This window comes from Catenulispora sp. GP43, from assembly GCF_041260665.1.
Classification (GTDB): Bacteria; Actinomycetota; Actinomycetes; order Streptomycetales; family Catenulisporaceae; genus Catenulispora.
Map to the genome: position 1 here is coordinate 341,563 of NZ_JBGCCT010000003.1, position 25,494 is coordinate 367,056.

Annotated in this window: 25 protein-coding genes and 1 tRNA gene; 11 read left to right on the plus strand and 15 right to left on the minus strand. The window is 69.0% G+C overall.

Annotated features, from left to right (window positions below; genetic code table 11):
- The first annotated feature begins 167 nt into the window (after positions 1 to 167).
- The 4 genes from ABH926_RS08790 (at position 168) to ABH926_RS08805 (ending at position 3,682) form a co-directional block, all read left to right on the plus strand.
- The gene (locus tag ABH926_RS08790) at positions 168 to 1,034 is read left to right on the plus strand and encodes a helix-turn-helix domain-containing protein (RefSeq protein WP_370364899.1); all 867 of its coding nucleotides are present in this window, start codon (positions 168 to 170) and stop codon (positions 1,032 to 1,034) included.
- Between the two features lie 169 nt (positions 1,035 to 1,203).
- Complete coding sequence (locus tag ABH926_RS08795) at positions 1,204 to 2,073, plus strand: Scr1 family TA system antitoxin-like transcriptional regulator (protein ID WP_370364900.1); 870 nt, start codon at positions 1,204 to 1,206, stop codon at positions 2,071 to 2,073.
- A 100-nt stretch (positions 2,074 to 2,173) separates the two neighbouring features.
- Positions 2,174 to 2,974, plus strand: a complete 801-nt coding sequence (locus tag ABH926_RS08800) for an ATP-binding protein (RefSeq protein WP_370364901.1) — start codon at positions 2,174 to 2,176, stop codon at positions 2,972 to 2,974.
- Positions 2,975 to 3,067: 93 nt separating this feature from the next.
- Complete coding sequence (locus tag ABH926_RS08805) at positions 3,068 to 3,682, plus strand: hypothetical protein (RefSeq protein ID WP_370364902.1); 615 nt, start codon at positions 3,068 to 3,070, stop codon at positions 3,680 to 3,682.
- On the opposite strand, the gene ABH926_RS08810 is transcribed toward ABH926_RS08805, so the two are convergent.
- Positions 3,666 to 4,379, minus strand: coding sequence for a nucleotidyltransferase domain-containing protein (locus ABH926_RS08810; protein WP_370364903.1), 714 nt, complete (start codon positions 4,377 to 4,379; stop codon positions 3,666 to 3,668). The two genes, ABH926_RS08805 and ABH926_RS08810, sit on opposite strands and share 17 nt — an antisense overlap.
- A gap of 135 nt (positions 4,380 to 4,514) precedes the next feature.
- Here ABH926_RS08810 and ABH926_RS08815 point away from each other — a divergent pair, with 135 nt between their 5' ends.
- The gene (locus ABH926_RS08815) at positions 4,515 to 5,672 is read left to right on the plus strand and encodes a S1C family serine protease (protein WP_370364904.1); all 1,158 of its coding nucleotides are present in this window, start codon (positions 4,515 to 4,517) and stop codon (positions 5,670 to 5,672) included.
- Positions 5,673 to 5,761: 89 nt separating this feature from the next.
- Here ABH926_RS08815 and ABH926_RS08820 read toward each other — a convergent pair whose 3' ends face one another.
- The 4 genes from ABH926_RS08820 to ABH926_RS08835 form a co-directional block, all read right to left on the minus strand.
- The gene (locus tag ABH926_RS08820) at positions 5,762 to 6,658 is read right to left on the minus strand and encodes an aminoglycoside phosphotransferase family protein (protein WP_370364905.1); all 897 of its coding nucleotides are present in this window, start codon (positions 6,656 to 6,658) and stop codon (positions 5,762 to 5,764) included.
- 25 nt (positions 6,659 to 6,683) lie between these two features.
- Positions 6,684 to 7,370 (minus strand): Type 1 glutamine amidotransferase-like domain-containing protein, encoded by a 687-nt coding sequence (locus ABH926_RS08825; RefSeq protein WP_370364906.1) that lies wholly within the window; start codon positions 7,368 to 7,370, stop codon positions 6,684 to 6,686.
- Positions 7,370 to 7,972, minus strand: coding sequence for a helix-turn-helix domain-containing protein (locus ABH926_RS08830; RefSeq protein ID WP_370364907.1), 603 nt, complete (start codon positions 7,970 to 7,972; stop codon positions 7,370 to 7,372). The genes ABH926_RS08825 and ABH926_RS08830 overlap by 1 nt, the downstream gene beginning before the upstream one ends.
- Positions 7,973 to 8,043: 71 nt before the next feature.
- Positions 8,044 to 8,412, minus strand: a complete 369-nt coding sequence (locus ABH926_RS08835; RefSeq protein WP_370364908.1) for a hypothetical protein — start codon at positions 8,410 to 8,412, stop codon at positions 8,044 to 8,046.
- A gap of 239 nt (positions 8,413 to 8,651) precedes the next feature.
- Here ABH926_RS08835 and ABH926_RS08840 point away from each other — a divergent pair, with 239 nt between their 5' ends.
- Together ABH926_RS08840 and ABH926_RS08845 are read left to right on the plus strand one after the other, a co-directional pair.
- Complete coding sequence (locus ABH926_RS08840) at positions 8,652 to 9,386, plus strand: GntR family transcriptional regulator (protein ID WP_370364909.1); 735 nt, start codon at positions 8,652 to 8,654, stop codon at positions 9,384 to 9,386.
- A 175-nt stretch (positions 9,387 to 9,561) separates the two neighbouring features.
- Positions 9,562 to 10,014 carry a calmodulin-binding protein gene (locus ABH926_RS08845; protein ID WP_370364910.1) on the plus strand — a complete coding sequence of 151 codons (453 nt, stop codon included), beginning with the start codon at positions 9,562 to 9,564 and terminating at the stop codon, positions 10,012 to 10,014.
- An 80-nt stretch (positions 10,015 to 10,094) separates the two neighbouring features.
- Here ABH926_RS08845 and ABH926_RS08850 read toward each other — a convergent pair.
- The 10 genes from ABH926_RS08850 to dnaA all read right to left on the minus strand — a co-directional run bounded on the left by ABH926_RS08850 (position 10,095) and on the right by dnaA (position 23,110).
- Positions 10,095 to 10,168 (minus strand) — tRNA-Ile (locus tag ABH926_RS08850).
- A 67-nt stretch (positions 10,169 to 10,235) separates the two neighbouring features.
- Positions 10,236 to 10,778, minus strand: coding sequence for a DUF3566 domain-containing protein (locus ABH926_RS08855; RefSeq protein WP_370364911.1), 543 nt, complete (start codon positions 10,776 to 10,778; stop codon positions 10,236 to 10,238).
- 320 nt (positions 10,779 to 11,098) lie between these two features.
- On the minus strand, positions 11,099 to 11,284 hold the full coding sequence (locus ABH926_RS08860) for a hypothetical protein (protein WP_370364912.1): 186 nt from the start codon (positions 11,282 to 11,284) through the stop codon (positions 11,099 to 11,101).
- A 453-nt stretch (positions 11,285 to 11,737) separates the two neighbouring features.
- A complete protein-coding gene (gene gyrA / locus ABH926_RS08865; RefSeq protein WP_370365192.1) occupies positions 11,738 to 14,380 on the minus strand; it encodes a DNA gyrase subunit A in 2,643 nt (880 codons plus the stop codon).
- Positions 14,381 to 14,473: 93 nt separating this feature from the next.
- On the minus strand, positions 14,474 to 16,462 hold the full coding sequence (gene gyrB, locus ABH926_RS08870) for a DNA topoisomerase (ATP-hydrolyzing) subunit B (protein WP_370364913.1): 1,989 nt from the start codon (positions 16,460 to 16,462) through the stop codon (positions 14,474 to 14,476).
- A gap of 448 nt (positions 16,463 to 16,910) precedes the next feature.
- Positions 16,911 to 17,408, minus strand: coding sequence for a DUF721 domain-containing protein (locus ABH926_RS08875; protein ID WP_370364914.1), 498 nt, complete (start codon positions 17,406 to 17,408; stop codon positions 16,911 to 16,913).
- Positions 17,405 to 18,550, minus strand: a complete 1,146-nt coding sequence (gene recF, locus ABH926_RS08880; protein WP_370364915.1) for a DNA replication/repair protein RecF — start codon at positions 18,548 to 18,550, stop codon at positions 17,405 to 17,407. The genes ABH926_RS08875 and recF overlap by 4 nt, the downstream gene beginning before the upstream one ends.
- 8 nt (positions 18,551 to 18,558) lie before the next feature.
- Positions 18,559 to 19,437 carry a phosphogluconate dehydrogenase (NAD(+)-dependent, decarboxylating) gene (gene gnd, locus ABH926_RS08885; protein WP_370364916.1) on the minus strand — a complete coding sequence of 293 codons (879 nt, stop codon included), beginning with the start codon at positions 19,435 to 19,437 and terminating at the stop codon, positions 18,559 to 18,561.
- 85 nt (positions 19,438 to 19,522) lie between these two features.
- A complete protein-coding gene (dnaN, locus tag ABH926_RS08890) occupies positions 19,523 to 20,710 on the minus strand; it encodes a DNA polymerase III subunit beta (protein ID WP_370364917.1) in 1,188 nt (395 codons plus the stop codon).
- Between the two features lie 753 nt (positions 20,711 to 21,463).
- Positions 21,464 to 23,110 (minus strand): chromosomal replication initiator protein DnaA, encoded by a 1,647-nt coding sequence (dnaA, locus tag ABH926_RS08895; RefSeq protein WP_370364918.1) that lies wholly within the window; start codon positions 23,108 to 23,110, stop codon positions 21,464 to 21,466.
- A gap of 475 nt (positions 23,111 to 23,585) precedes the next feature.
- Between dnaA and rpmH the strand changes: the two genes are divergently transcribed.
- Genes rpmH through yidC form a run of 4 tightly spaced genes read left to right on the plus strand, consistent with a single transcriptional unit; the run spans position 23,586 to position 25,489 of the window.
- The gene (gene rpmH, locus ABH926_RS08900) at positions 23,586 to 23,723 is read left to right on the plus strand and encodes a 50S ribosomal protein L34 (protein ID WP_015797593.1); all 138 of its coding nucleotides are present in this window, start codon (positions 23,586 to 23,588) and stop codon (positions 23,721 to 23,723) included.
- A 28-nt stretch (positions 23,724 to 23,751) separates the two neighbouring features.
- Positions 23,752 to 24,102: a ribonuclease P protein component gene (gene rnpA / locus ABH926_RS08905; RefSeq protein ID WP_370364919.1), complete on the plus strand. Its 351-nt coding sequence runs from the start codon at positions 23,752 to 23,754 to the stop codon at positions 24,100 to 24,102.
- On the plus strand, positions 24,099 to 24,506 hold the full coding sequence (gene yidD / locus ABH926_RS08910; protein WP_370364920.1) for a membrane protein insertion efficiency factor YidD: 408 nt from the start codon (positions 24,099 to 24,101) through the stop codon (positions 24,504 to 24,506). Before rnpA ends, yidD begins: the two co-directional genes overlap by 4 nt.
- Positions 24,503 to 25,489, plus strand: coding sequence for a membrane protein insertase YidC (yidC, locus tag ABH926_RS08915; RefSeq protein ID WP_370364921.1), 987 nt, complete (start codon positions 24,503 to 24,505; stop codon positions 25,487 to 25,489). The genes yidD and yidC overlap by 4 nt, the downstream gene beginning before the upstream one ends.
- The last annotated feature ends 5 nt before the right edge of the window (positions 25,490 to 25,494 follow it).

The following is a 25,494-nucleotide window of genomic DNA, read 5'->3' on the forward strand; positions in this document are numbered from 1 at the left end:
GACCGTTGTGAAGCCCGAACGAATCTATGGATGAGCGCTACGTCCGGCGGTATCCACGCCGGATATCCAAGATCACATTGAATGATGGTAGCTCGACCGGGTGATAGACACGGCATAAGTCCCGGAAACCCTCACAGATGGTCCGCGGTCGCCGCCACACTGTGGGGATGAGCCCAGCACGCAGCGTATTAGCTGAAGAACTCGGTCGGCGTCTGCGTCGGCACCGACTGGACCTCGGCTTGTCCGGACTCGAAGTCGCCGCCCGCGCCGGTGTCACCCAGCCCTCGGTGTCGAAGATCGAGCGCGGCATGATGCTCCCCTCGACGGAGGTCCTGGAGCGGGTGCTCGGCGTCCTGGGCCTCGGGGACGAGCACCGGACCGATCTGCGCGACCTGCTCACCCGCGCGGTCGACGACGCCGCCGACCGCCGCCGGCACGGCCGCGGCCTGGCCCTGCTGGACGCGATCGCCGAACGCGAGCGCAACACCACGGTCCTGCGGTCCTTCTCCACCTCGATGATCCCGCCCCTGCTGCAGACCGCCGACTATGCCCGCTACGCCGCACGCCTGACCCCATGGATGTCCGAGCGCGAACTCGGCCGGGCCTCGGCGCTGCATCTGGAGCGCCAGGGGGTGCTCTTCGAACAGGGACGCAGCTTCGAGTTCCTGCTCACCGAGAGCGCCCTGCGCCTGTGCCCGGGCCCGCCCACGCTGGCCGCGACCCAGGCCGACCGGCTGCGCGTGCTCTCGGCGCTGCCCGGGGTGCGGATCGGCATCGTGCCGGACGCCGCCGCCGTGTCAGAGGTCTTCCCGCTGTATGGCTTCACACTCCACGACGACGCAGCCGTGGCCGTGGAGACCTTCACCGGCGAACTGCTGCTCTCCCGCGCCGACGAGATCGCGGCGCACGCCGCGGTGTTCGACGGCTACTCGGCCAGCGCCGACTACGACCTGGAGACGGTGACCGGCCTGCTGACGAGCGACCGGCGGCCGCTGGCCGCGATCCCGGCGCCGGCCGGGGCCGGAACCGGCTGACCCGGCCGGGCGCCGGTCGGCGGCGGGGGGCGCCGGCCGCCGCTGACCTGGGGACGGCCGCACATCGAGTCGTCGGCCCAGTCCAACACAATCCATACAGGTGACCGCCGGCAACTGATCCTGCCGGATCGGTCACCGATTCCTCACAAGTGGTGTAGAACCAATGGGTATGAGTGCGGTGCGAAGTCCTTACGCGGCCAAGCTGGGCGGCCGGATCCGGCAGTTCCGGATGGAGCGCGCGCTGTCCAGCGGCGAGCTCGCGGCGGCCGCCTCTGTCACCTCCTCGGCGGTGTCCAAGGTCGAGCACGGCAAGATGGTCCCCAGCCGGGACGTGCTCGCCCGGATCGTCACCGCTTTGAACCTGCCGGCCGAGGAGCAGGAGAGCCTGTTCGACCTGCTCGGCCAGGCCGCCGCCGACGCCGCCAGCAACCGCGGCTACGGCAAGGGCCTGACCCTGCTGAACCAGATCGCCGACCGCGAGCGGGTCTGCTCGGCGGTGTCGACGTTCTCGAACTCGATCATCCCGCGCCTGCTGCAGACCGCCGAGTACGCCAGGGACGCCAACCGGCTCACCCCGTGGCTGTCCGAGCGCGAGGTCGGCAAGGCCGCGATGACCCACACCGAACGGCAGTCGGTGCTGTTCGAGGACGGCCGGGAGTTCACCTTCCTGATCACCGAGGGCGTGCTGCGCACCTGGCCAGGCGAGCTGACGGTGATGGCCGCGCAGTTCGACCGGCTCCGGCAGATGGCGGTCCATCCCGGGGTGCGGGTGGGGATCCTGCCGTGGACCTCGGCGATGCGCGGACTGCCGATGGTCACCTTCACCCTGTACGACGACCGCGAGGTCGCCGTGGAGATGTTCACCGGCGAGCTGCTGATGGCGCAGCCTGACAAGGTCTCGACACACGTGGCGCAGTTCCGCCGTTTCGAGGAGTCGGCTGTGTACGGTGAAGAGGCGATCGGACTCATCAACCGGGTGGAGATGGACCTCGCGCGGCTGCCCCCGCCGGCCCTGGATGAGGAAGTGTCATCCAAATAAGGGAACTTCCTTGAAATGCCCTAGATAAGGGCGCATTGGGGGCTAGCCTGGCTGACGGGAGGGCGGAACCGCCCCCTCCCCACCGTCCGGGAGGCCCCAGATGTCGAATTGGTCTCGCTCCTTCCCCGGGCTGGCCGAGCACCTCACCGAGGTCCGCCAGTTCACCCAGATGGTGCTCGGCGAGGCGCCGGGCTCGGAGCTGGTGCTCCTGGCCGTCTCCGAACTGGCTGGCAACGCCATCGTGCACACCGCCAGCGGCGCGCCCGGCGGACAGTTCGTGGTGCACCTCGCGGCTTTCGCGGATCGCTGGCAGGTCCGGGTCGACGACGAGGGATCGGCGACCGAACCGCGCGTGGTGGTCGACGGAGTGGGCGAGGACGCCGACTGGGACTCCGAATCCGGGCGCGGGCTGGCCATGGTCGCGTCCATCTCCCACAAGTGGGGCGTGCGGGGCGGCCGCGACGCCCGGTCGGTGTGGGCCGAGATCCCCTATCCCGTGCCGGCCGACGGCGGGATCGGCGCCGCGATGTCGGGCGGGATGATGGAAGCCCTGGAGTCCGTCGCGCTGGCCCTGGGCGGCGCGGACGAGCCGCAATATCAGGAGCTTGAGATTCCGGCCCAGCCGGCTCCGACTGCGGTTCCGAATCCGACCCCGGCCCCGGCCCCGACGCCGACTCCAACCCCGGCCACCGCCCCGCCGGCCCGCTGGCCCGGGACGGTCCCGAGCGATCCGGTGCGCGCCGAACGGATCCGGAGACAGGCCAGCCAGGCCGCCTTCCTGCGCGCGCTGGTCGAGAACGCGTACGCCGAGACCCTCGGGCCGCGACCGCTGCCGTTCTGGCCGCCGTTCCCGAATCCGCTTGCGCTGCAAGGGGCTTCGGCGGGAGGCGACGCGCGATAAGGCAGACGGCGCACGGCGTGGGGCCGGGATTGTCAGTGGCATGAGAGACCATAATGTCCACCTAATCGACAAATCCTCCCGAAAGGACCGGCCATGAGAATTCGTCCCGCGCTGGCCGTCGCCGGCTCCGTCTTCCTGTTCTCCTACAACGGTTTCGCCGCTCACGCCGCCGCGGAGCCCGCGGGCGGGACGTCGTTACCGACCCCCGGAACCGCCGTCGCGCTCACCGAGGACGGCGACATGGTGCTGGAGTGCGACGGCGTGGTCCACCGCTTCGAGGTACTGGGCACCGGGCAGGTCCACGTCGGCGACAGGGTCGCCGGCGTCCAGCCGACCGTCGCGGTGCGGACCGACGCCGAGCAGCTGACCGGGTACGACGCCGAACTCGGCACGGTGACGGTGTCGGAGAAGACCCCGGCCGTCGGCGACTTCGTGGCCCCGGCCGCCGGCCGGGAGTTCCCGGCGGCCGAGTCGCTGGCCCAGGACCTGACCGTCTCCATGCAGCACAGCCCGTGCGGCGGCGATCAGCCCGCGACGTTCACGAGCAAGACCGCTTTCCCTTTGCTGAACACGAATCTGACGTCCTTCCCGCCGAAGAACGCGGTGTACCTGATGACCTCTCCGGTGGAGCTGACCGACATCGCGAACCCGTCGGGGCCCTCCGTCATGCTGACGGAATTCCCGCTGACCATCACGCAGGCTTCGTGACCTCCGGACGCGGCGCGACGGCCTGGTAACCGTCGAAGAGCGGACCGCCGAGCCGGTCCAGGACGCCGCGGGCGAAGGCCTCGACCGCGGCGGGATCGTGCTGGGCGGCCAGCCAGCGGTCGGCGAGCTCCGGATCGTCCGCCCGCAGTTCGCGCAGCAGCCATTTGCCGGTGCCGTCCCAGCGTTCGGCGGCGACCAGCGCGCAGTGTGCCGCGTCCTTCCACAGCGCGGCCGCGATCACCTGCCGCTCACCGGGATCGGTGGCGTACACGAGATCGTCGAGCAGATCGGTGAGGCCGTAGCGGGCCCGCTCCAGCTGCGCCGGTCCCATCGGCCCGGGTCCGGCCTCCAGGACCGCGCGGCATCGCGCCTGCCGCCCGGCCGGGTCGCCGACGATCGCCGTGCCGTGGCCGACCATCCGGTACAGGGTCGGCTTGCGCTCCGGGCGCTTCTTGGCGAGCCACGCGTCAAGGGTCTGCTCGTCGTGCACGAACAGCTCGACGGGCCAGTCCCGGAAGACGAGCGACTCGCGGCGGGGCGCGAGGGGATCATCGAGGGGGAGTGCCACGACGATGTCGAGGTCCGAGCCCGCCGTCCGGTGCGCGGTCAGGACGCTGCCGGCCAGCACGGCCCACACAGCCTGTGGATAACGGTCGAGCACCAGAGCCCGGGCGTCGCCGAGCGGATCACGGTCCATCGCCCGATGATCGCCGCGTCCGGCGCCCCGGACAACTCGTTTCCTTAGGAATCGGGCCGCCGGCTTAACGGCTTTCTTCACCGATTCTCATGCTCTCGGCAAGGCACTCTCATCGTCCGCGGGCACCGTGAACCCATGACCGGATTCGAGCACGACCCGTACCAGCCGGAGCAGCCCAGCACCGGCACCCCGCAGCCGTGGGGCCACCCGTCTTCCGGGCCGGTGTTCGGTCCGGCCCAGACTTCCTCGTCGGCCCCCTCCGACCCGTCCGGCACGTCCGCCCCCTCCGGCGCCGTGCCCCCGTACACCCCGATCACCCCGATCTCCTCGACGACGCCGGGATACGGCGGTCCGGGCGACGCCGGGGGTCCTGGCGGACCCGGCGGACCCGGATACCCGCCGTACCACCCGGCGTTCTCCCCCGAGCCGCCGCAGCGGCCGAGGCGCAAGCGGCGGATGGGAGTGGCACTCATCGTCGCCGGCACCATCGCCGCCTCGGCCGCTGCCGGCGGTATCGCCGGAACCATCGCCTCGCACAACACCTCTTCGAACTCGGCGTCCGCGAGCACCCAGGTGAACAACACCGCCGTGAACACCCCGGTCAGCAACCAGACCGGGACGCCGACGACCACTGTCGGCCAGGTCGCCAAGGCCGCGCTGCCGACCGTGGTCCAGGTCTCGGTGGACTCCTACCAGGGCAAGTCCGTCGGCTCCGGCGTCATCCTGTCCTCCGACGGCCTGATCCTGACCAACAACCACGTGATCTCCGACGCCACGAACGGCAACGGCCAGATCACCATCACCTTCAACGACGGCAAGACCACCCAGGCCGGCATCGTCGGCGCGGACACCGGCAGCGACCTGGCGGTGATCAAGGCGCAGAACGAGAGCGGCCTGCCCACCGCCAGCCTCGGTGACAGCGACAAGGTCGGGGTCGGCGACACCGTGATCGCCATCGGCTCCCCCGACGGCCTGCAGAGCACGGTGACCAGCGGCATCGTCAGCGCCCTGAACCGCCAGGTGACGGTCAGCAGCGACAGCAGCAGCCGGTTCTCCGGCGGCGGCAGCCAGGTCACCTACAAGGCAATCCAGACCGACGCCAGCCTCAACCCCGGCAACAGCGGCGGCCCGCTGCTGAACGCGCAGGGACAGGTCATCGGCATCAACTCGGCGATCTACTCGCCGACCAGCTCCTACAACGCCCAGGGCGGCAGCGTCGGCCTCGGGTTCTCCATCCCGATCAACCAGGTGAAGACCATGCTCGGCAAGCTCGAGGCCGGCCAGATGAGCTAGGCGGCCCCGAACGCCGGCGCCCCGGATGGTGGCTCCGGGGCGCTGGCATGTCCGCGCGTTCAGCCCTGTTCAGCCCTGTTCAGCCCTGTTCAGCCCTTCAGGACACGATCCAGTGCCGCCCGGCCCACCGGCCCCCAATGCGGCTTGCCGCCGGGACGACCCCGATCCCCGTTCCGCCCCATGAGCATCAGGAAGAGGCTCTTCATCGCGGCCAGCCCGCGGGCCCGCCGGATCGCCGCCTCATCCGCTCGCGCATACGCGGCGAAGAACCGCGGGGCCAGGCCCGCGGGCAGCAGCACCCACGCGGCCGCGAGGTCCCACGCCGGATCGCCGGCGGCCAGGTCGCCGAAGTCGACGATGCCCGAGAGCGTTCCGTCCGAGACGACGACGTTCGCGGGATGAAGGTCGCCGTGCACCCACACCGGCGGACCCTCCCACTCCCCGGCCGCGACGGCGTCGTCCCAGACGGTCCAGACGTCGGCGGCGTCATCGGGAGCGACCAAGCGGAGAAAACGCTCGAAGCCCTCCGTGGAGTCCCGAAGATGGCCGCCGCGATCCCAGGCGCCCGGCGCGTCGGCGGGTGCCTCCACATGGAGCGCCCGGAGAAAGCCGGCCAGTGTGTCGGCCGCATGGGCCCCGCGGCTGATCGATCCGTGGTCCAGCGGCTCGCCGTCGACCCACGTCATCACGGTCCAGTGCTTGGGGAAGCGCTCGGACGGCTCGCCGAACCGCACCGGAGTCGGCACCGGCAGCGGCAGGCGCGGCGCCAGCACGGGCAGCCACCGCCGCTCCTTGAGCTGAAGCTCCGGGGTCGAGTCCATGCGCTGCATGCGCACGGCCAATTCGTCCCCCAGGCGCCACATCTGGTTGCCCCAGCCGCCCGCCACCTCGCGGATGGTCAGCTCCGCGAGGTCGGGATGCTGGTCTCGCAACAGGTCGCGGACCAGGTCCGCGGTGATCTCGATGCCGCCGGCGGTGTCGGTCATGCGAAGCCACTGTACTGAGGTGCTCTCACCCCGGCAGCTCGATGCTTTCGCCCGGCTGCACGTTCAGAGGACTCCGCACTACCCCAAAAATCTGTACCGGTTCGAAGCCGACCGAGGTCAGCCGGCCGTCCGTGACCACCGCCCCGGAACGCTCGTGCAGGGCTATTACAGGCTTCTGATTTCTATGCACCCAGTCCTGGACCTGAGGCGCGTCTGCCGTCCGGTGGTGGACGAACGCGGCGTACCCCGCGATCCGGTCGAGACCCCGGGTATCCGTGGTGCCATAAGGATCCGGGTCCAGGTGCGCGATGGTCGAGATGTCCGCGCCCAGCAACGCCGCGCCGGCGCTGGTTCCATAGACAGCGCCGCCGTCGTCGATGAACGCCTGCAACGCCGGCCCCATACCGCTGCGCCGCACGACATCGAGCAACCGGAAGGTGTTGCCGCCGCCGATGTAGACGCCGCGGTAGTCGGCGAAACGCCGTGCGAGCCCGTGGCCGGCGCCGTCCCAGATATCGATGTCGGTGACGCCGAGCGGGCCGAGAACACCAGTCAGCCAGTCCAGGCAATCGCTATACGCGGTTTCGGCCGGGTCGATCGCCATCGGCCAGTACCACAGCGGCCCGGAACCGAGCGCCGATGCGAAGGCGGAGTCAAGAGGCGCCGTGTCTTCGACGCCACCCCCGCCCGAGAGGAAGACCGAACCACCCATCAGCGGCCCTCGCCTGGTGTGCGGCCCATACTGCCGAGCGTAGAAGCCTTGATCATCGGCAGGCAAGGCGGGCACGGAGCACCGGAAACGGGTCGCCGGGCGCGCCGGGTGTTGTCGGGGACGGCCAGCACGTCCAGCGAGTAGCCGAGTTTCTGTGCCCACACCACGTGTGCGATCGGCCGCGGCGGCACCCGCACCAATTCCCAGCGCTGGATCGAGTCCCGACTGACGCCCACCAGGACGCCGAGTTCCCCCTGAGCCATCCCCAGGGCGAGGCGGCGGTTGCGCAGCGGCACCGCCAACCGCCGCCGCTCGAAGATCTCGAAGGTCTCGCCAGGGCGCTGGCGCACCGGGCCCACCCGCAGTTCGCCGTCCCGGCCGACGATCACCAGCCGTCGGCCGAGCTCGCGCGACCACTGGATCAGGTGCCCCAGCGTCGGTTCTATCGCCCCGGTCTCCCATTCGGAGATGGCCCTGCCGCGCACCGGCATGCCGACCGCGAGCGCGTTCTGGGAGAGCCCGGCGTCCAGGCGGGCGGACCGCAGGCCGCCGACGATCCGCGCCAAGGCCCGCTCGGCCGTGTAGTCAACGTGCAGCGCCATCAACGGGTCCAGTCGTCTTTCGTCATGCCGACCCTTCTTTTCGCTATCGCTTGACGGGGAATCTCCATGACTCACCCACCGCCCTTGGGCGGCTGGTTGCTCCACCGGCAGCGGATCAACGCCTCGGTGTGCTCGGCGACCTGCACCGCGGCCTGGCGCGGGTTACTGCCGGTCTCGTGCATGATCAGACACGCCAAAGCGGTCTGCAGACCCCGGTGATAGCCGTGCCACTCGCTCAGATCGCGGCGGGCCTGCTCACCGGAGGGGCAGTACTCCCCGGCGTCGAAGGTCAGCGTCGCCGCCAGCCCCAGCAGCGCCAGATAGCTGCTGGAGTGGCCGGCGGACAGCAGCCGACGCTGGAACTTCGCCTCGGCCTCGGTGACGGCGATCCCGTCGATACGGGCCCAGTCTCCGACCACGAGGTCTGATGCGCTCCTCACCTCGAATCGAGGCACCTTCGGTCTCCTTTCGGCGGAACGTGCCGTGCGATCGCGCGCCGCGCCGTCGACGTCCGATCGCACCAGGCGTACCTCAGGTTACTGACTTCCCAGTATTGCGACAAGGATAACGGGTTATTTGCCACCTCCCACCCACGAACGCCGCATACCGGCGTAGTGCTGCTACTGTGTCGCTGAGGTGCGCACGGAAGGGATTCGATGGAAGTAGGGGCCTGCGACACATGAAGCGCATCGACGACCGTCCGAGGCACGCACAGATCGCCGCGGACCTGCGCGCGAAGATCCTCTCCGGCGACATCACCGGCACGCTTCCGACGTTCAAGCTGCTGAAGGACCTGTACAACACTTCGACCAACACCGCCCAGCGGGCAGTAGCGCTACTTAAGGCCGAGGGCTTCGTCGAGGGCCAGCAGGGCAAAGCCCTGATCATCCGCTCCGACCGCATCCGGATCACCGACGCGGCCTCCCAGCTCGAACCGCCGGCCAGCACCATCACCTACCAGGTCCTGCACGTCGGCCCCGAGCGCCCGCCGTCCGACGCCGCGGCGAAGCTGGGCCTGGCCGACAACGAGACCGCGCTGCTGCGCAAACGCCTGATGCTCCGCGACGACGACCCGGTCGAGATCGAGTGGTCGTACTACCCGGAATCAGTGGTCACCGGCACCGCGCTCGACAAACCGCCGCACCAGATCCAGCGCGACCTGGCCACCGCGCCGACCGTCCTGGCCGCCCTGGGCTGGCGGCACCACGGCCTCATCGACGAGATCCAGGTCCGCGAACCGACGACCGAGGAACTGCAGACCCTCGAGCTGCCGGACGAGATCCCGGTCATGCGCACGCTGCGCACCATCACCGACGCCGAGGGAACCGTGCTCGAGGTGACAGTCATGATCACCAGCGGGCATCTGTACGGCGTGCGCTACCACCAGACGCTCACACCGCCGGCATCGGCGTAGCCATCCAGGCTCGGTTCGCAAAGTACTGAGCACTCAGTAGCCTTTGCCGCCTAGGCCACGAACGCCTTCCCGCGGCCGGACCAACTTGTCCGGCCGACACCACCAGAAGAAGATCATTTTCAGTCACCGATCGGATACGGTGCGTGTGCAAAGCCCATCTGACAAGGGGAAACACATGCAACGTACTCTCAAGGCCGCCATCGGTGCCCTCGCCGCCATGGTGATGATCACACTCACCTCCGCACCGGCGTACGCCACCTCGATGGCCCGCACCAAGGACAACGCCGCGGCCTACTTCGTCATGACCGACGTCACCCACGAGCAATTCGTGGTGAGGCTGGACAACCCCGCGGACATCGAGCACGCGCGGGAACTGCTGTCAGGCGAGACCACTGACCGGCCGCACCTCCTCGGGCGCATCAAGCCCAGCACGGCGCCGTACAACCCGCGCTGGAGCTACCACCTCAAGCCGGAGACCATCGGATTCTTCGACGTCGCCATCGAGGTCTGCGACGCCACGATCCCCTACGTCGAGGAGCACCTCGACGAGGCCGGCGGCGCCTTCCTTCCCGGGTACGTCTGGTGCGACTGGTCTTCGCGCCTGGTGAGGGAAATCCCGGCGCCTTAGTAAGGGGCAGCTGAGGGCCGATTGAGGGCCGAAAACCCGACAGCCTCGGATCTTTACAGATCCGAGGCTGTTCACCGGGGTGGGCCTAGGTGGACTTGAACCACCGACCTCCGCCTTATCAGGGCGGCGCGCTAACCAACTGTGCCATAGGCCCCGGTTGGTAACGTCGAGAAGCTTACCCCACCGGGGGCGGTGCCCCAAAACCGCTTAGCGGGGGCGCCTCAGGAGGCGGTGTCGTCGGCGAGGGTGACCTCTATGCCGCCGACGAGGGACGAGCACATGTTGTACAGGTAGGCCGCCAGGGTGGCCAGGGCCGTGAACAGGACGATGTTCACCACGCTCACCAGGGCCGTGAAGCTCATCACCTTGCCGAAGGACAGGACCGAGGTCAGGGTGACGCTGTTGGGCTGGTTGGCGGGGGCGACGGAGGCCAGGGTGCGGTTGATCGAGTCGAAGACGCCGAGGGCGTTCAGGGCCGACCACAGCAGGGCCGCCGCGACCACCGAGACGACCGCGAAGGCGATCGACAGGACGAACGTCGTCTTCATCACCGACCAGGGGTCGACCTTCGCCACCCGCAGGCGGGCCTTGCGGCCGCGCGGGGCGGCGCCGGGCGCCTGGGCCTGCTGCTGGTAGCGGGGCGCGCCCGACGGGGAGCCGGCCGCCGGGTTGGTCGGGCGCACGCCCCAGCCGCCTCCGGCCTGCTGGCGGGTGCCCGCCTGGCCTTGAGCGGAATCCGATTGCTGATACGCCACAGTGCCCATGGTAGGGGCTTCCTTGCGTCTTGCCCCGGTACGACGGCCTCCGCCGCCGGAAAGCCGCCCGGCCAGACCAGACAGGCCGGCCGTGATCGCGGTGGCCGCGCCCGCCACCGCGGCGCCCGCGCCGGCGGCGGCTCCGGCACCGGCGGCGCCGGGCGTGCCGGGGCCGGCCGGAACGCCAGGAACGCCGGGGCCACCAGGAACGCCAGGGCCGCCGGGAACGCCGGGAGCAGCACCTGGACCAGCGACGGGACCAGCGCCAGGACCGGGAGCATGAGCTAGGCCGGGACCGGGCGCGTGAGCCGGGCCGGCGCCGGGGCCGGTCATGCCCGGAACGCCATGAGCGGGAGCGCCGGACGCACCCTGAGCCGTTGGAGCGGCGTGAGCACCATGCGCACCCTGGCCCTGACCGCCCTGCTGGCCACCATGACCGCCGGGCATGCCGGCAGCACCAGGACCGCCAGGTCCATACCCGCCCGCAGGGCCGGGCCCACCAGGTCCGCGCCCACCCTGCGGCGGCCCGTAACCGGGCGGCGGCTGGTTCGGCGGCGGCGCCTGCCGGTGCGCCCCGGGCGGCACGGCGTCGGGAACGGAAGAGGCGCCGGGGCCGACCCCGTAAGCGCGGGGCCCGCCGCCGACGCCGTCGGGGTCGGTTCCGAGGCCGGGATCGGTCGTCGTCTCGCTACTCACCCGGCCAAGCTACCGTTCTCATGCTCATAGGTCTCCCCGGCCCCGCAATTTTCCGTAGCCCGGACCATATGTTCGACGGACCTCAACGCTGCTCCCTGCACATAACCGGACACGTAACGGAACCAGGCCGAGGTCCAGGCCCCGCCGAGCACCGCCGAACGGGCGTCACCCGTCTGCCCGGTGTCGAGACACCGGGGCCGGCGAAAAACAAGCGGCGGCACCGGTGCCTCGCACCGATGCCGCCGCCTCGCCTTCTGTCAGGCCTCAGGCGATCACTCCTCGCCGGAGCCCTCCGAACCCTCTGAGTCTTCCGAGCTGTCGGAATCGCCCGACTCGCCCGAGCCCTCGGCACCCTCGACGCCCTCGGCATCCGCCGAGCTCACCGCGCCGTTCTCCGAAGCCTCGGCCACCGGACCCGCGCCGGAGTCCGCGCCGGCCGAGTCCCCCGGCTCCTCGCCCAGCTCGTCCAGGGCCTCGCCCGGATCCTCGTTGCGCGCGATCGCGAGCACCGTGTCGCCCTTGCTCAGGTTGATCACCCGCACGCCCATGGTGTCCCGCGACGTCGGCCGCACCTCGGACACCCGCGTCCGGATCACGCCGCCGGACAGCGTGATCGCCATGACCTCGTCGCCCTCGTCGACGACCGCGGCGCCGACCAGGCCGCCGCGCTCGTCGACGGTCTTGGCCGCGATCACGCCCAGGCCGCCGCGGCCGCGCAGCGGGAACATGTCCACCGCCGTCCGCTTGCCGTAGCCACCGGAGGTGGCGGTGAACAAGAAGGTGTCCGGCCGGACCACGTCCATCGACAGCAGCACGTCGTCCTCGCGGAAGCGCATGCCGATCACGCCCGAGGTGGCCCGGCCCATCGGCCGCAGCGCCTCGTCGGTCGCGGTGAAGCGCAGCCCCTGCGCCTGCTTGGAGACCAGCAGCAGGTCGTCCTCGGGGGAGACCAGCTCGGCGGCGATCAGCTCGTCGTCCTCGCGCAGGTTGATGGCGATGACGCCGGCCGAGCGCGGCGAGTCGTAGTCCTTCAGCGGCGTCTTCTTGATCAGGCCGTTCTTGGTGGCCAGCACCAGGTACGGCGCCTGCTCGTAGTCCCGCAGGTCCAGCACCTGGGCGATCTTCTCGTCCGGCAGGAACGCCAGCAGGTTCGCCACGTGCTGGCCGCGCGCGTCGCGCGCGGTGTCCGGCAGCTCGTGCGCCTTCGCCCGGTACACCCGGCCCTTGTTCGTGAAGAACAGCAGCCAGTGGTGCGTGGTGGTGACGAAGAAGTGGTCGACGATGTCGTCCTGCTTCAGCTGCGCGCCCTTGACGCCCTTGCCGCCGCGCTTCTGCGAGCGGTACAGGTCCGTCCGGGTCCGCCGGGTGTAGCCGCCGCGGGTGATCGTGACGACTACGTCCTCCTCGGGGATCAGGTCCTCGATGGACATGTCGCCCTCGTAGGGCACCAGCTGCGAACGCCGGTCGTCGCCGTACTTGTCGGTGATCGCCTGCAGCTCCTCCGAGACGATCCGCCGCTGCCGCTCCGGCGACTCCAGGATCGCGGTGTAGTCCGCGATCTTGGCCATCAGCTCGTTGTAGTCGGCCTCGATCCGCTGCCGCTCCAGGGCGGCCAGCCGGCGCAGCTGCATCTCCAGGATCGCGTTGGCCTGGATCTCGTCGATGGTCAGCAGCTCGATCAGGCCGGTGCGGGCCTCGTCGACCGTGGGGGAGCGGCGGATCAGCGCCACCACCTCGTCGATCGCGTCCAGCGCCTTGAGCAGGCCGATCAGGATGTGCGCGCGCTCCTGGGCCTTGCGCAGGCGGAAGCGGGTGCGGCGGACGATCACGTCGATCTGGTGCGTGACCCAGTGCCGGATGAAGGCGTCCAGCGGCAGTGTGCGCGGCACGTCGTCGACCAGCGCCAGCATGTTCGCGCCGAACGAGTCCTGCAGCTGCGTGTGCTTGTACAGGTTGTTCAGCACGACCTTGGCGACCGCGTCCCGCTTCAGGACGATCACCAGGCGCTGGCCGGTCCGGGAGGAGGACTCGTCGCGGACGTCGGCGATGCCGGCGACCTTGCCGTCCTTCACCAGCTCGGCGATCTTCAGCGCCAGGTTGTCCGGGTTCACCTGGTAGGGCAGCTCGGTGACCACCAGGCACATGCGCCCGTTGATCTCCTCGGTGTTGACCACCGCTCGCATGGTGATCGAGCCGCGGCCGGTCCGGTAGGCGTCTTCGATGCCGCGCCGGCCCACGATCAGCGCGCCGGTCGGGAAGTCCGGGCCCTTGATGCGCTCCATGAGCGCTTCCAGGAGTTCCTCGTTGGTCGCCTCGGGGTTCTGCAGGAACCACTGGACGCCGTCGTTGACCTCGCGCAGGTTGTGGCTCGGGATGTTGGTCGCCATGCCGACCGCGATGCCGGTCGAGCCGTTCACCAACAGGTTGGGGAACCGCGCGGGCAGCACGACCGGCTCGGTGGAGCGACCGTCGTAGTTGGGGCGCAGGTCGACGGTGTCCTCGTCGATGTCCCGCACCATCTCCATGGCCAGCGGCGCCATCTTGCACTCGGTGTACCGCATGGCCGCGGCCGGGTCGTTGCCCGGGGAGCCGAAGTTGCCGTTCCCGTCGACCAGCACCATCCGCAGCGACCAGGGCTGCGCCAGGCGGACCAGGGTGTCGTAGATCGGGGAGTCGCCGTGCGGGTGGTAGATACCCATGACCTCGCCGACGACGCGGGCGCACTTGTAGTAGCCGCGGTCGGGGCGGTAGCCGCCGTCGTACATCGCGTACAGCACCCGGCGGTGCACCGGCTTCAGGCCGTCCCGGACGTCCGGCAGCGCGCGGCCGACGATCACGCTCATCGCGTAGTCGAGGTACGAGCGCTGCATCTCCGTCTGGAGGTCGACCGGGTCGATCCGGTCGCCCTGCGGCATCTCGTCCACAGTCTCCGTGCTCAAATCTCAATCCTTCGCTGTAAAAGGAGAGGTGGTGCTCTCGTCAGGTCTGCTTCGTGGACGGGTGTGGACTCAGATGTCCAGGAACCTGACGTCCTTCGCGTTGCGCTGGATGAAGTTCCGGCGGGCCTCGACGTCCTCGCCCATCAGGACCGAGAACAGGTCGTCGGCCTGGGCCGCGTCGTCGAGCGTGACCTGCCGCAGGATCCGGTGCTCCCGGTCCATGGTGGTGATCCGCAGCTCCTCGGCGTTCATCTCGCCGAGGCCCTTGAAGCGCTGGACGGTCTCGTCCTTCATCCGCTTGCCGGCTCCGACGCCCGCCTCGATGAGCTGGTCGCGCTCGCGGTCGGAGTAGGCGTAGTGGAAGTCGTTGTTCGTCCACTTCACCTTGTACAGCGGCGGCGCGGCCAGGTACACGTGCCCGGCCTCGACCAGCGGCTTCATGAACCGGAACAGCAGCGTGAGCAGCAGGGTGTTGATGTGCGCGCCGTCGACGTCGGCGTCGGCCATCAGGATGATCTTGTGGTAGCGCAGCCGGCTGATGTCGAAGTCGTCGTGCACCCCGGTGCCCAGCGCCGAGATCAGCGCCTGCACCTCGGTGTTCTGCAGCACCTTGTCGATGCGCGCCTTCTCCACGTTCAGGATCTTGCCGCGGATCGGCAGGATGGCCTGGGTCATCGGGTCGCGCCCGGAGCGCGCCGAGCCGCCGGCGGAGTCACCCTCGACGATGAAGATCTCGGTCTTCGTCGGGTCGTTGGACTGGCAGTCGGACAGCTTGCCGGGCAGCGAGGACGACTCCAGCAGGCCCTTGCGGCGGGTGAGCTCGCGGGCCTTGCGCGCGGCCATGCGCGCGGTGGAGGCCTGGATCGTCTTGCGGATGACCTCGCGGGCCTCGTTCGGGTTCTCCTCGAGCCACTCGCCGAGCTTCTCGTAGACCAGACGCTGCACGAAGGTCTTGGCCTCGGGGTTGCCCAGCTTGTCCTTGGTCTGGCCCTCGAACTGCGGCTCGGACAGCTTCACCGAGACGATCGTGGTCAGGCCCTCGCGGATGTCCTCGCCGGCGAGGTTCTCGTCCTTGTCCTTGAGCAGCTTCTGGTCGCGCGCGTACTTGTTGATCAGCGTCGTCAGCGCCGCGCGGAAGCCCTCCTCGTGCGTGCCGCCGCCGTGCGTGTTGATGTTGTTGGCGAAGGTGTAGATCGACTCGGAGTACTGGCTGTTCCACTGCAGGGCGATCTCGGCGGCCAGCGTGCGGTCCTTGTCCTCGCCCTCGAAGTCGATGACGTTCGGGTGGACCGGCTCGCCCTTGCGCGAGTTGATGTGCCGCACGAAGTCGGCGATGCCGCCCTCGGCGTGGTACTTCACCGAGCGCTGCTCGCCGTTCTCGTCCAGGAACTCCGGACGCTCGTCGGTCAGCGAGATCGTCAGGCCCTTGTTGAGGAAGGCCATCTCCTGGAACCGGCGCGAGAGCGTCTCGAAGGAGTAGACCGTGGTCTCGAAGATGTCGGTGTCGGCCCAGAAGATCGTGGAGGTGCCGGTGTCCTCGGCCGGGCCGCCCTTGCACACCTCGGACTCGGGCACGCCGTGCTTGTACACCTGGTTCCAGACGAAACCGTCGGTGTGCACCTCGACCTCGACCCGGGTGGACAGCGCGTTCACCACCGAGACGCCGACGCCGTGCAGACCGCCGGAGACCTTGTAGCCGCCGTCGCCGAACTTGCCGCCGGCGTGCAGGATCGTCATCACGACTTCCAGCGCGGACTTGCCGGTCTTGGTGTTGATGCCGACCGGGATGCCGCGGCCGTTGTCCACGACCTTCACGCCGCCGTCGGCCAGCAGCCTGACCTCGATGGTGTCGGCGTAGCCGGCCATCGCCTCGTCCACCGAGTTGTCCACGATCTCGTACACCAGGTGGTGCAGACCGCGTTCGCCGGTGGAGCCGATGTACATGCCCGGCCGCTTCCGGACGGCTTCCAACCCCTCCAGAACGCTGATGGAGTCGGCGTTGTAGGTGCCATCGGAGCTTGGGGTGGTGTTGTCCCCGGTCGGTTCTACGTCCGCCACGGCGCGCTGGCCCTTTCTCAAAACACGACCCGGGCCTCGGAGCGCGCCGTCGGAGGAACCCACCGGACAGTCGCGGCCCGACGCGAGCCGCGAAGGGGAAGACTTACAGGCTTCATTCTACCCTGCCCGGCTGACCAAAGTGGCCCTCGTACGGCCCTGTGAGGCCTCGAGAGACATTTTTTGCCCGTCTTTGAAGTCCCCCCATACGAGGCGCCCTGCGGACGGCTCACGACAGCGTCCTGCACGGTCTGAGGATGCGAGAGGGTGATTGTCACAGGTATGGACGCTTGTGATCCGCCTCGGCGGGGCCGATTCAGGCCTGCTGAACAGGCGATCAGCGCTCACGGGCCGCCCGGGGCCGCCGGCGGGCTGGCGGCGGTCCACCGCGAACCTAACCGCCGAGGGGGTGCCGAACAAGGTCAAAAGACAGGGAACGGGCGAGATCGCCTCATCGCCCGCCGGGGCCGACCACTTTCAGGTGCCCGATGGCGCCGGCGGCTTCGCGGCCGCCGTGGGCCGCGCGGGAGGTCCCCAGCTCGGCGTTGAGTTTCGCCAGCAGCTGCGGGGCCATCATCCGCAGTTCGGTGGCCCAGGCCGCGGAATCGGTGCGGATGGTGAGGACGCCGTCGTTGAACTCCACCGGCCGGCAGTGCGCCGAGATGTGGCTGCCCACGATCTCGCCCCAGCGGCCCATGACGCCGCCGACCGCCGCCGGCACGCTCCAGCCGCGGTCCTCGATCATCCTGGGGATCGCCGAGGACAGCAGCTGCGGATCGCGTTCGTCGGGGCCCGATCCCGAGCGCTGGCCCGGGTTGTTGTTACGCCGGCGGTTGCCGCTCCACCCCGCGCCGTTGTCCTTGCCCCGGGCCCGGGCCGCGGCCAGCGCGGCGCGGGCCAGGTCCACGCCCGAGCCCTCGGATCCGTTGTCCACAGGCTGTGGATTCACGCCGCACTCACCTGCCCGCCGGCCACTGTGAACTTCTGGCCGATCAGCTGCTCGGGGACGTCGGCGTCCACGGCGGCGGTGATGAGCACCTGGTCGGCGCCGGACACACGCTCGGCCAGCCGGCGGCGGCGCTTGGCGTCGAGTTCGGCGAAGACGTCGTCCAGGATCAGGACCGGCTCGCCGCCGTCGGATCCGTCCGAGCGCAGCAGGTCGTAGGCGGCCAAACGTAATGCCAGCGCGTACGACCAGGATTCGCCGTGGCTGGCGTAGCCGCGGGCCGGCATGTGCTCGCCGGACGCCGAGGTCAGCTCCAGCAGCATTTCGTCGCGGTGCGGGCCGACCAGGGTGATGCCGCGCTCCAATTCGTTAGCGCGGGCCTCGCCCAGAGCCGTCAGGAACTGTTCCGTGAGGACGGCGACGGCCGGATCGGGCTCCGGGGAGACCGTCGAGCGGTAGCCGATGCGGGTCGCCCCACCCTCGGCGATCTCGACGTAACACTTGTCCACAAGGGGGGACAACGTCGAGATCAGCGCCAGCCGCGCGGCGACCAGTTCGGCGCCGGCCAGCGCCAGGTGGTGGTCCCAGGCGTCGAGGGTGGACATGTTGGGGCCGGAGGTCTTGTTACGCCGGGCCATCGCGGCCGTGCGCAGCAAGGTGTTGCGCTGCTTCAGCACTCTGTCGTAGTCGGCACGGACCCCGGCGTAGCGCGGCCAGCGCGCGACGAGCAGTTCGTCCAGGAACCGCCGGCGCTCCCCGGGATCGCCCTTCACCAGCGCCAGATCTTCCGGCGCGAACAGCACGGTCCGCAGCACACCGAGGACCTCGCGCGGGCGCGGGACCGGATTGCGGTTGAGCCGCGCCCGGTTCGCCCCGCCCGGGTTCAGCTCGATTTCCACAAGCTGTGTACGGCCTTCGCGCTCCACGTTCGCGCGCACTATGGCGCGCGGCGCGCCGAAGCGCACGAGCGGCTGGTCGGTGGCCACGCGGTGGCTGTCGAGGGTGGCGATGTAGCCGATCGCCTCGACCAGGTTGGTCTTCCCCTGCCCGTTGGGGCCGACGAACGCCGTGACGCCTCCCTCGAGCGCGATCTCGAGGGAGGCGTACGAGCGGAAGTCCGCCAGCGACAGATGCGTGACCCGCAATGGGTGTCCTAACTCTCCTTCTGCACGGCGTGTCCGCCGAACTGATTGCGCAGCGCCGCGACCGCCTTCATCTGCGGCGAGTCCTCCTGGCGCGAGGTGAAGCGCGCGTACAGCGAGGCGGTGATCGCCGGGGTCGGCACGGCCATGTCGATACCGGCCTCCACGGTCCAGCGGCCCTCGCCGGAGTCGTCGGCGTAGCCGCGGATGCCGGCCAGGTGCTCGTCGTCGTCCAGGGCGCGGACCAGCAGGTCCAGCAGCCAGGAGCGGATGACGGTGCCCTCCTGCCAGGAGCGGAACACCTCGCGCACGTTGGTCACCTGCGGGGCGGCCTCCAGCAGCTCCCAGCCCTCGGCGAAGGACTGCATCATGCCGTACTCGATGCCGTTGTGGACCATCTTGGAGAAGTGGCCCGCGCCGACCGCGCCGGCGTGCACGAAGCCGCTGTCGCCATCGGGCTTGAGCGCGTCGAAGACCGGCTGCACGCGGGCGATGTCGGCCTCGTCGCCGCCGACCATCAGGGCGTAGCCGTTCTGCAGGCCCCAGACACCGCCGGAGACGCCGGCGTCGACGAAGCCGACGCCCTTGGTCTTCAGCAGTTCGGCGTGCTTGATGTCCTCGGTCCAGCGCGAGTTGCCGCCGTCGATCACCAGGTCGCCGGTGTGCAGCAGATCGGCCAGCTCGTTCACCGTGGCGTCGGTGGCCTCACCGGCCGGGACCATGATCCAGATCACCCGCGGCGCGGCCAGCGTCTGGACCAGCTCCTTCAGCGAGCCGACGTCGGCCAGCTTGGGGTCGCGGTCGTAGCCGACGACGGTGTGTCCGGCGCGGCGGATGCGCTCGCGCATGTTGCCGCCCATCTTGCCCAGGCCGACAAGACCGATCTCCATCGTCTTCCCTCTGTTTCTTCCGTCACCTTCACCTGATCGTGTCAGAACCGACCTTACGGGGCCTGAGAGGCGATCGCTTTCCGGGTCAGCCCGCGGACTGACCGGGGACACGCAGCGGCATCATCAGGTAACGGAATTCCTCCTGCGCCGGGGCGTCCAGGGCCGGGCGGCCCATGAGGACCGCGGGCTTGGAGGCGACCGTGAACGACAGCTGCGCGTACTGGGTGTCGATCACCTGCAGGCCGTCGAGCAGGAAGGCGGGGTTGAACGAGACGGAGATGTCCTCGCCGTCCAGGACCGCGTCCATGGCCTCGGAGGCCTGCGCCTCGTCGCCCGCGCCGGCCTCCAGGGTCACCTCGCCCTGAGTGAAGGCCAGCTTGATCGGCGAGGTCCGGTCGGCCACCAGGGACACGCGCTTGGCGGCCTCCAGGAACGGCCCGGTCTCGACGGTCGCGGTGATGTTGTACTCGTTCGGGAACAGCGAGCGGTACTTCACGAACTCGCCGGACAGCAGCCGCGAGGTCATCCGCCGGGAGCCCTTGGCCCCGCTGGAGGCACCCTCGCCGGACTCGAAGCCGATGAGCCCCTCGCCGGCGTCGCCGCCGGACAGCGCCAGGGAGACCCAGTCGCCCCCGGTGAGCGCCTTCGCGGTGTCCGACAGGACTTTGGAGGGGATCAGGGCGGTCGCCGACATGTCGTCCTGCTCCGGCTTCCACTGGAGCTCGCGCACGGCCAGCCGGAAGCGGTCGGTGGCGACCAGGGTGATCTTCTCGCCCTCGATCTCCACGCGGATGCCGGTGAGCATCGGGATGGTGTCGTCGCGCCCGGCGGCGATGGCCACCTGGGAGACCGCGCCGGCCAGCCCGGAGGCGGTGACCGCGCCGGTGGCGGTCGGCATGGTGGGCAGCGCCGGGTAGTCCTCGACGGGCAGCGTCTGCAGCGTGAAGCGGCTGGATCCACAGCTGACGAGAACCTTCGAGCCCTCGGTGGAGAACTCCACGGGGCGGTTCGGCAGCGACTTGGCGATGTCGGCGAGCAGCTTGCCGTGGATCAGGATCCGGCCGGGCTCGGTGACGTCGGCGCTGATCTGGGCCCGCGAGGAGACCTCGTAGTCGAACCCGGACAAAGTGACCGAGCCGTTGTCCCCGCCGTCGCCTTCGGCGGCCTCGAAGACCAGGCCGGCCAGGACCGGGGCGGCCGGACGGCTGGGCAGGGACCGCGCGGTCCATGCCACGGCCTCGGAAAGGACGTCGCGTTCGACCCGGAACTTCACCGGACACCGCCTCCTGCTTGCTTGCTCGCTGCTCGTCGGAACCAGCGTCCCATCATGCCGTCTGTGACCCACAGGCTGTGAATCGGCGGTGCGTGTTGGGAGGTTCCAGTGTGCCTGAAACGAGCTTCGGCAGGAGTGGAAACGGCGACAACGGGGGATGGAGTGTCAGAGGGCCCTGAAAGAGTGAATCCGTCTTCGTCGCGGTGGGACGTCCGACAAGTGGTCCGCAGGTTTTCCACAGATGTGGGCCGAGACGATTCAAATCGGCCGACGAAGCTAACTGTTGTCGTAGTAGTAGTAGGGGCTGTGGATACTGTGGATAACCGGTCTTCGGGCAGCTCAGACCTATTTTGTTAGTCCACATCGCTTGTGTGTTTAACTGTGGAAAACAATTCATCTCTGGGGATAACTCGCTGGTATCCACACGTCCACTCAGTTACGCACAGCGTTGTCCACAGGTTATCCCCAGTTTTCCACGGACTTGTCCCCAGACGGCCGCGATCATGCGATCTGCCATGTGGGTGACACGTTGAACCTGAGGAACGTCATGCCTCCGACTGTTTCCGGCGGCATCTCCTTAGCGACATAGAGCTCTGAAGCGGACATGCAGGACATTAGTCGACAAGGAGCTATGAAAGGTGGGAGGCGCGGCGTTTCTCGATCTTCGGCGTGTCGTGTCGCGCGGTGACACCGCCTGGCACAAAAAGAGGTCCCCACACGCTCGGCGCGGGGACCTCAGAAGAAAGGAGCAGGTCAGCCTGACTGTTTGATCCGGTTGGTGAGCTCGGTGACCTGGTTGAAGATGGCCCGGCGCTCCGGCAGCAGCGAGCGGATCTTGCGGTCGGCGTGCATCACCGTGGTGTGGTCCCGGCCGCCGAAGGCCTGCCCGATCTTGGGCAGTGAAAGGTCGGTGAGCTCCCGGCACAGATACATGGCGATCTGCCGGGCGGTCACCAGGATGCGGCTGCGGGAAGTCCCGCAGAGGTCCTCCATGGTGATCCCGAAGTACATCGCGGTCTGCGCCATGATCGTCGAGACGGTGATCTCCGGACCGGCCGCGTCCGGCATCAGGTTCTTCAGGACGTCCTCGGCCAGCGACAAGTCGACAGGGGCCCGGTTCAGTGAGGCGAACGCGGTGACTCGGATCAGCGCGCCCTCGAGTTCGCGGATGTTGGTGGAGATCTTGGAGGCGATGAACTCCAGCACTTCCGGCGGCGCGTTGAGACCCTCCTGCTGGGCCTTCTTGCGCAGGATCGCGATCCGGGTCTCGAGCTCGGGCGGCTGGATGTCGGTGATCAGGCCCCACTCGAAGCGCGAGCGGAGCCGGTCCTCCAGGGTGTTCAGCTGCTTGGGCGGCCGGTCGCTGGAGATGACGATCTGCTTCGAGGCGTTGTGGAGGGTGTTGAAGGTGTGGAAGAACTCCTCCTGCGTCCCCTCCTTGTTCTCCAGGAACTGGATGTCGTCGACCATCAGGATGTCGACGTCGCGGTAGCGCTTGCGCAGGTGGTTGCCGGCGCCGTCGCGGATCGCGTTGATGAAGTCGTTGGTGAACTCCTCGGTGGACACGTAGCGCACGCGGGTCCCCGGGTACAGGTTGCGCGCGTAGTGGCCGATCGCGTGGAGCAGGTGGGTCTTGCCCAGGCCGGAGTCGCCGTAGATGAACAGCGGGTTGTAGGCCTTGGCCGGGGCCTCGGCGACGGCGACCGCCGCGGCGTGCGCGAACCGGTTGCTGGAGCCGATGACGAACGTCTCGAAGACGTACTTCTCATTGAGTTTGGCCTGCTGGGCCTTGGCGCCGTCGTCGGGCGTGGACGAGCGCGCACCGGGTCTGCCGGTGGACAGCGACAGGGTGGCCGCTATCGGGTCGTTCTCCTCGGCCGGCGGCTCGGAGATGCGTGGCGGGGGCAGCGCCACGCCGCCGATCGAGGGCCGGGGCAGCTCGGCGGCGAACGCCGGCGGTTCGCTGTGGAAAGCGGCCGGGGCGGCCTGCTCGATCCCGGACAGGGGCGCCGGCGGCGGCGGGGTCCAGTGCGCCGGGGGCGGCGCGAGCTGCTGGATGACCGGGGCGGCCGACGGGGCCGGGGCGGGGGTGTTCTCCATCGCCTTGTCGACGAACAGGCTGAACTTGATGTCCGGGCCGAACATGGCGGCCAGATGGGTGGTGAGCATCGGCTCGAGCCGCTGCTCCAGGTAGTTCTTGGAGAAGTCGTCCGGTACCGCGAGCACGATCGTGTCGCCGATCACGGTCTTGGCCTCCGGGATCATCAGGAAGGCCTGTTCGCTCTTGGTCAGGGAGCCGTCCGACTCGACGCGGGCGCGGAACTGCGACCACAGCGCGATCGCGTCGGCGGGCGCGGCCATCGGGTGCGGTACCGGGGTGTAGCCTTGCGGGTCGGACACGGCCTGCGGCTCCATTCTGTGCTCCTCGCCCCCTGCGGGACCGGCGGGCCGGCATCACGTTTCCCACAGGCTTTCCACAGGTCGTACGCAGAAGCTGTGTACAGCTGTGGATAATGCCGGGCGTGGCAGTGTCGGTCGTCGTATCTGTTGTTTTCACTGGTCCGGCGCTTGTCGGGGCGGTGCGGACCTCACAAAATGCCGCGTCCGGCGGTCGGTGGCGGTCCGGCCGACGGTAGCGGGTGGCCCCGGTTATCCACAAGTACGGAGGTCCTGTGGATAATAGGGCTCAGGAGTACGCCCACGGCCCGGTCCACCTCGGGTTTGACCCTTCCGGGTGGCGCCACGTACCGTAAGCAGGTCGAGAAGTCGATTGCCGATGCCGCGCGTCTGTGCGCGAAGGAGCCGTTGGCGCACTTCAGACAGACCTAAGCAGTGACGCCGCCCTGAAGGGCGCCAACTACAAGCGGAGCCCCCAGTGAGCAAGCGCACCTTCCAGCCGAACAACCGCCGCCGTGCCAAGACCCACGGCTTCCGTCTGCGCATGCGGACCCGCGCCGGCCGCGCGATCCTGGCCAACCGTCGTGCCAAGGGCCGTAGCGAGCTGTCGGCCTGAGCCGCGGTTCGCAGCCTTCCGTCCCGCCGTGCTCTCCTCCGCGCACCGCATGCGGAGGTCGGCGGACTTCGGTGCGGCCGTGCGCGGCGGCCGGAGGGCCGGCCGGACCACGCTCGTCGCGCACCTGGCAGTCCCCTCGGACCCGCCGCCTGCGGCTGACGCCGCCGTGCTGGCGGGCTTCGTCGTGAGCAAGGCCGTGGGCCCGGCCGTGGTGCGGACGGCGGTCAAGCGACGCCTGCGGCACCTGGTCCGGTCCCGGCTGGACCTGCTGCCCCCGGGCTCGCGCCTGGTGATCCGGGCCCTGCCGCCGGCGGCCGCGGCGGATTCGGCCACCCTTGGCGCCGACCTGGATTCGGCCCTGCGGAAGCTGTTGCGATGAAGTACGTGTTGATGGGCCTGATCCGGCTCTACCAGATCGTCCTGAGCCCGGTGGTGAACTGGCGGGGCCCGGTGTGCAAGTTCGAGCCGTCGTGCTCGCACTACGGCTACGAGGCCGTGAAGACGCACGGGGCGATCAGGGGCGGCGGCATGACCGTCTGGCGGGTGCTGCGCTGCAACCCGTGGAGCTCGGGCGGATACGATCCAGTCAGGCCCAAGGAGCCCGGGCGGCCCGGGGGCGGCGAAAAAGATCACGAGGCGCGGAACCTCTCGGTGACCGAGACGAGTTCCCCTGGTGAAGACACACAGACTTCCGACCGGACTGAAATGGTCGGTATGCCCACCAAGTCGGCCCGTCCCGCGGTCCGGCTCGACCTGATGTCCAGCCGAGGAGCTCGATCGTGATCGACACAATCCTCTCCCCGATCATCTGGGCCACCAGCTTCGTGCTGATGCTGTGGCACCGGGCGTTCGGGGCGATTTTCGGCAGCGACTCCTCGGCGTCCTGGGTGCTGGCGATCCTCTTCCTGACGATCACCATCCGTGCCGCGATGATTCCGCTGTTCCGCAAGCAGATCAAGTCGATGCAGAACATGCAGCGACTCCAGCCGCAGATCCAGGCGCTGCAGAAGAAGTACAAGCTCGACAAGCAGAAGCTTCAGCAGGAGATGATGAAGCTGTACAAGGACAACGGGACCTCCCCGTTCGCCTCGTGCATGCCGATCCTGCTGCAGACGCCGTTCTTCATGGGCCTGTACCGCGTGCTCAGCCACGTGGCCGCCGGCAACGCGGTCGGCGCGCTGTCCAAGGCCGACGCCTACAGCGCCCAGCACGCGAACTTCCTCGGTGCGCCGCTGTCGCTGAGTTTCCTGCACCACACGCCGTCCCAGATGGCCGCGGTCGGCATCACCTCGGTGACCAACCTGCAGATCGTCGCGGTCATCATGGCGGTCATCTACGCCACGTCGCAGTTCCTGACGCAGCGCATGATGATGGCCAAGAACACCAACTTGGACAACAGCGTCCCGAACCCGATGATGCAGAGCCAGAAGATCATGCTCTACGTCATGCCGTTCGGCATGCTGTTCTTCAGCCTGAACGTCCAGATCGGTGTCGTGCTGTACCTGATGACCACGAACGTGTGGACGATCGGCCAGCAGTTCTACACTCTGCGCAATTCCCCGATGCCCGGCAGCCAGGCGGAGAAGGAGATGCTCGCCCGCCGCAAGGCCAAGGAGGAGCGCAAGCGCGAGGAGCTCGTCGCGAAGAACCCGGAGGCCGCCAAGGAACTGGCCGCCGCCAACGGCTCCCCCACCCAGGACAAGGTGCCGGCCTCCAGGCAGCGTCAACAGCCGGTCCGCACCACTCGTAGCAAGCGCAAGAAGTAGAGGAG

Coding starts and splice junctions, on each gene's coding strand:
- ABH926_RS08845 (WP_370364910.1), top strand. CDS start 9,562: ATGCAACGTACTCTCAAGGCCGCCATCGGTGCCCTCGCCGCCATGGTG.
- ABH926_RS08830 (WP_370364907.1), bottom strand. CDS start 7,972: ATGGCGCTGCACGTTGACTACACGGCCGAGCGGGCCTTGGCGCGGATC.
- ABH926_RS08820 (WP_370364905.1), bottom strand. CDS start 6,658: ATGACCGACACCGCCGGCGGCATCGAGATCACCGCGGACCTGGTCCGC.
- ABH926_RS08790 (WP_370364899.1), top strand. CDS start 168: ATGAGCCCAGCACGCAGCGTATTAGCTGAAGAACTCGGTCGGCGTCTG.
- ABH926_RS08840 (WP_370364909.1), top strand. CDS start 8,652: ATGAAGCGCATCGACGACCGTCCGAGGCACGCACAGATCGCCGCGGAC.
- ABH926_RS08815 (WP_370364904.1), top strand. CDS start 4,515: ATGACCGGATTCGAGCACGACCCGTACCAGCCGGAGCAGCCCAGCACC.
- ABH926_RS08795 (WP_370364900.1), top strand. CDS start 1,204: ATGAGTGCGGTGCGAAGTCCTTACGCGGCCAAGCTGGGCGGCCGGATC.
- gyrA (WP_370365192.1), bottom strand. CDS start 14,380: ATGCCGCAGGGCGACCGGATCGACCCGGTCGACCTCCAGACGGAGATG.
- yidD (WP_370364920.1), top strand. CDS start 24,099: ATGAAGTACGTGTTGATGGGCCTGATCCGGCTCTACCAGATCGTCCTG.
- ABH926_RS08810 (WP_370364903.1), bottom strand. CDS start 4,379: ATGGACCGTGATCCGCTCGGCGACGCCCGGGCTCTGGTGCTCGACCGT.
- ABH926_RS08800 (WP_370364901.1), top strand. CDS start 2,174: ATGTCGAATTGGTCTCGCTCCTTCCCCGGGCTGGCCGAGCACCTCACC.
- ABH926_RS08855 (WP_370364911.1), bottom strand. CDS start 10,778: ATGGGCACTGTGGCGTATCAGCAATCGGATTCCGCTCAAGGCCAGGCG.
- gnd (WP_370364916.1), bottom strand. CDS start 19,437: ATGGAGATCGGTCTTGTCGGCCTGGGCAAGATGGGCGGCAACATGCGC.
- ABH926_RS08805 (WP_370364902.1), top strand. CDS start 3,068: ATGAGAATTCGTCCCGCGCTGGCCGTCGCCGGCTCCGTCTTCCTGTTC.
- ABH926_RS08825 (WP_370364906.1), bottom strand. CDS start 7,370: ATGGGTGGTTCGGTCTTCCTCTCGGGCGGGGGTGGCGTCGAAGACACG.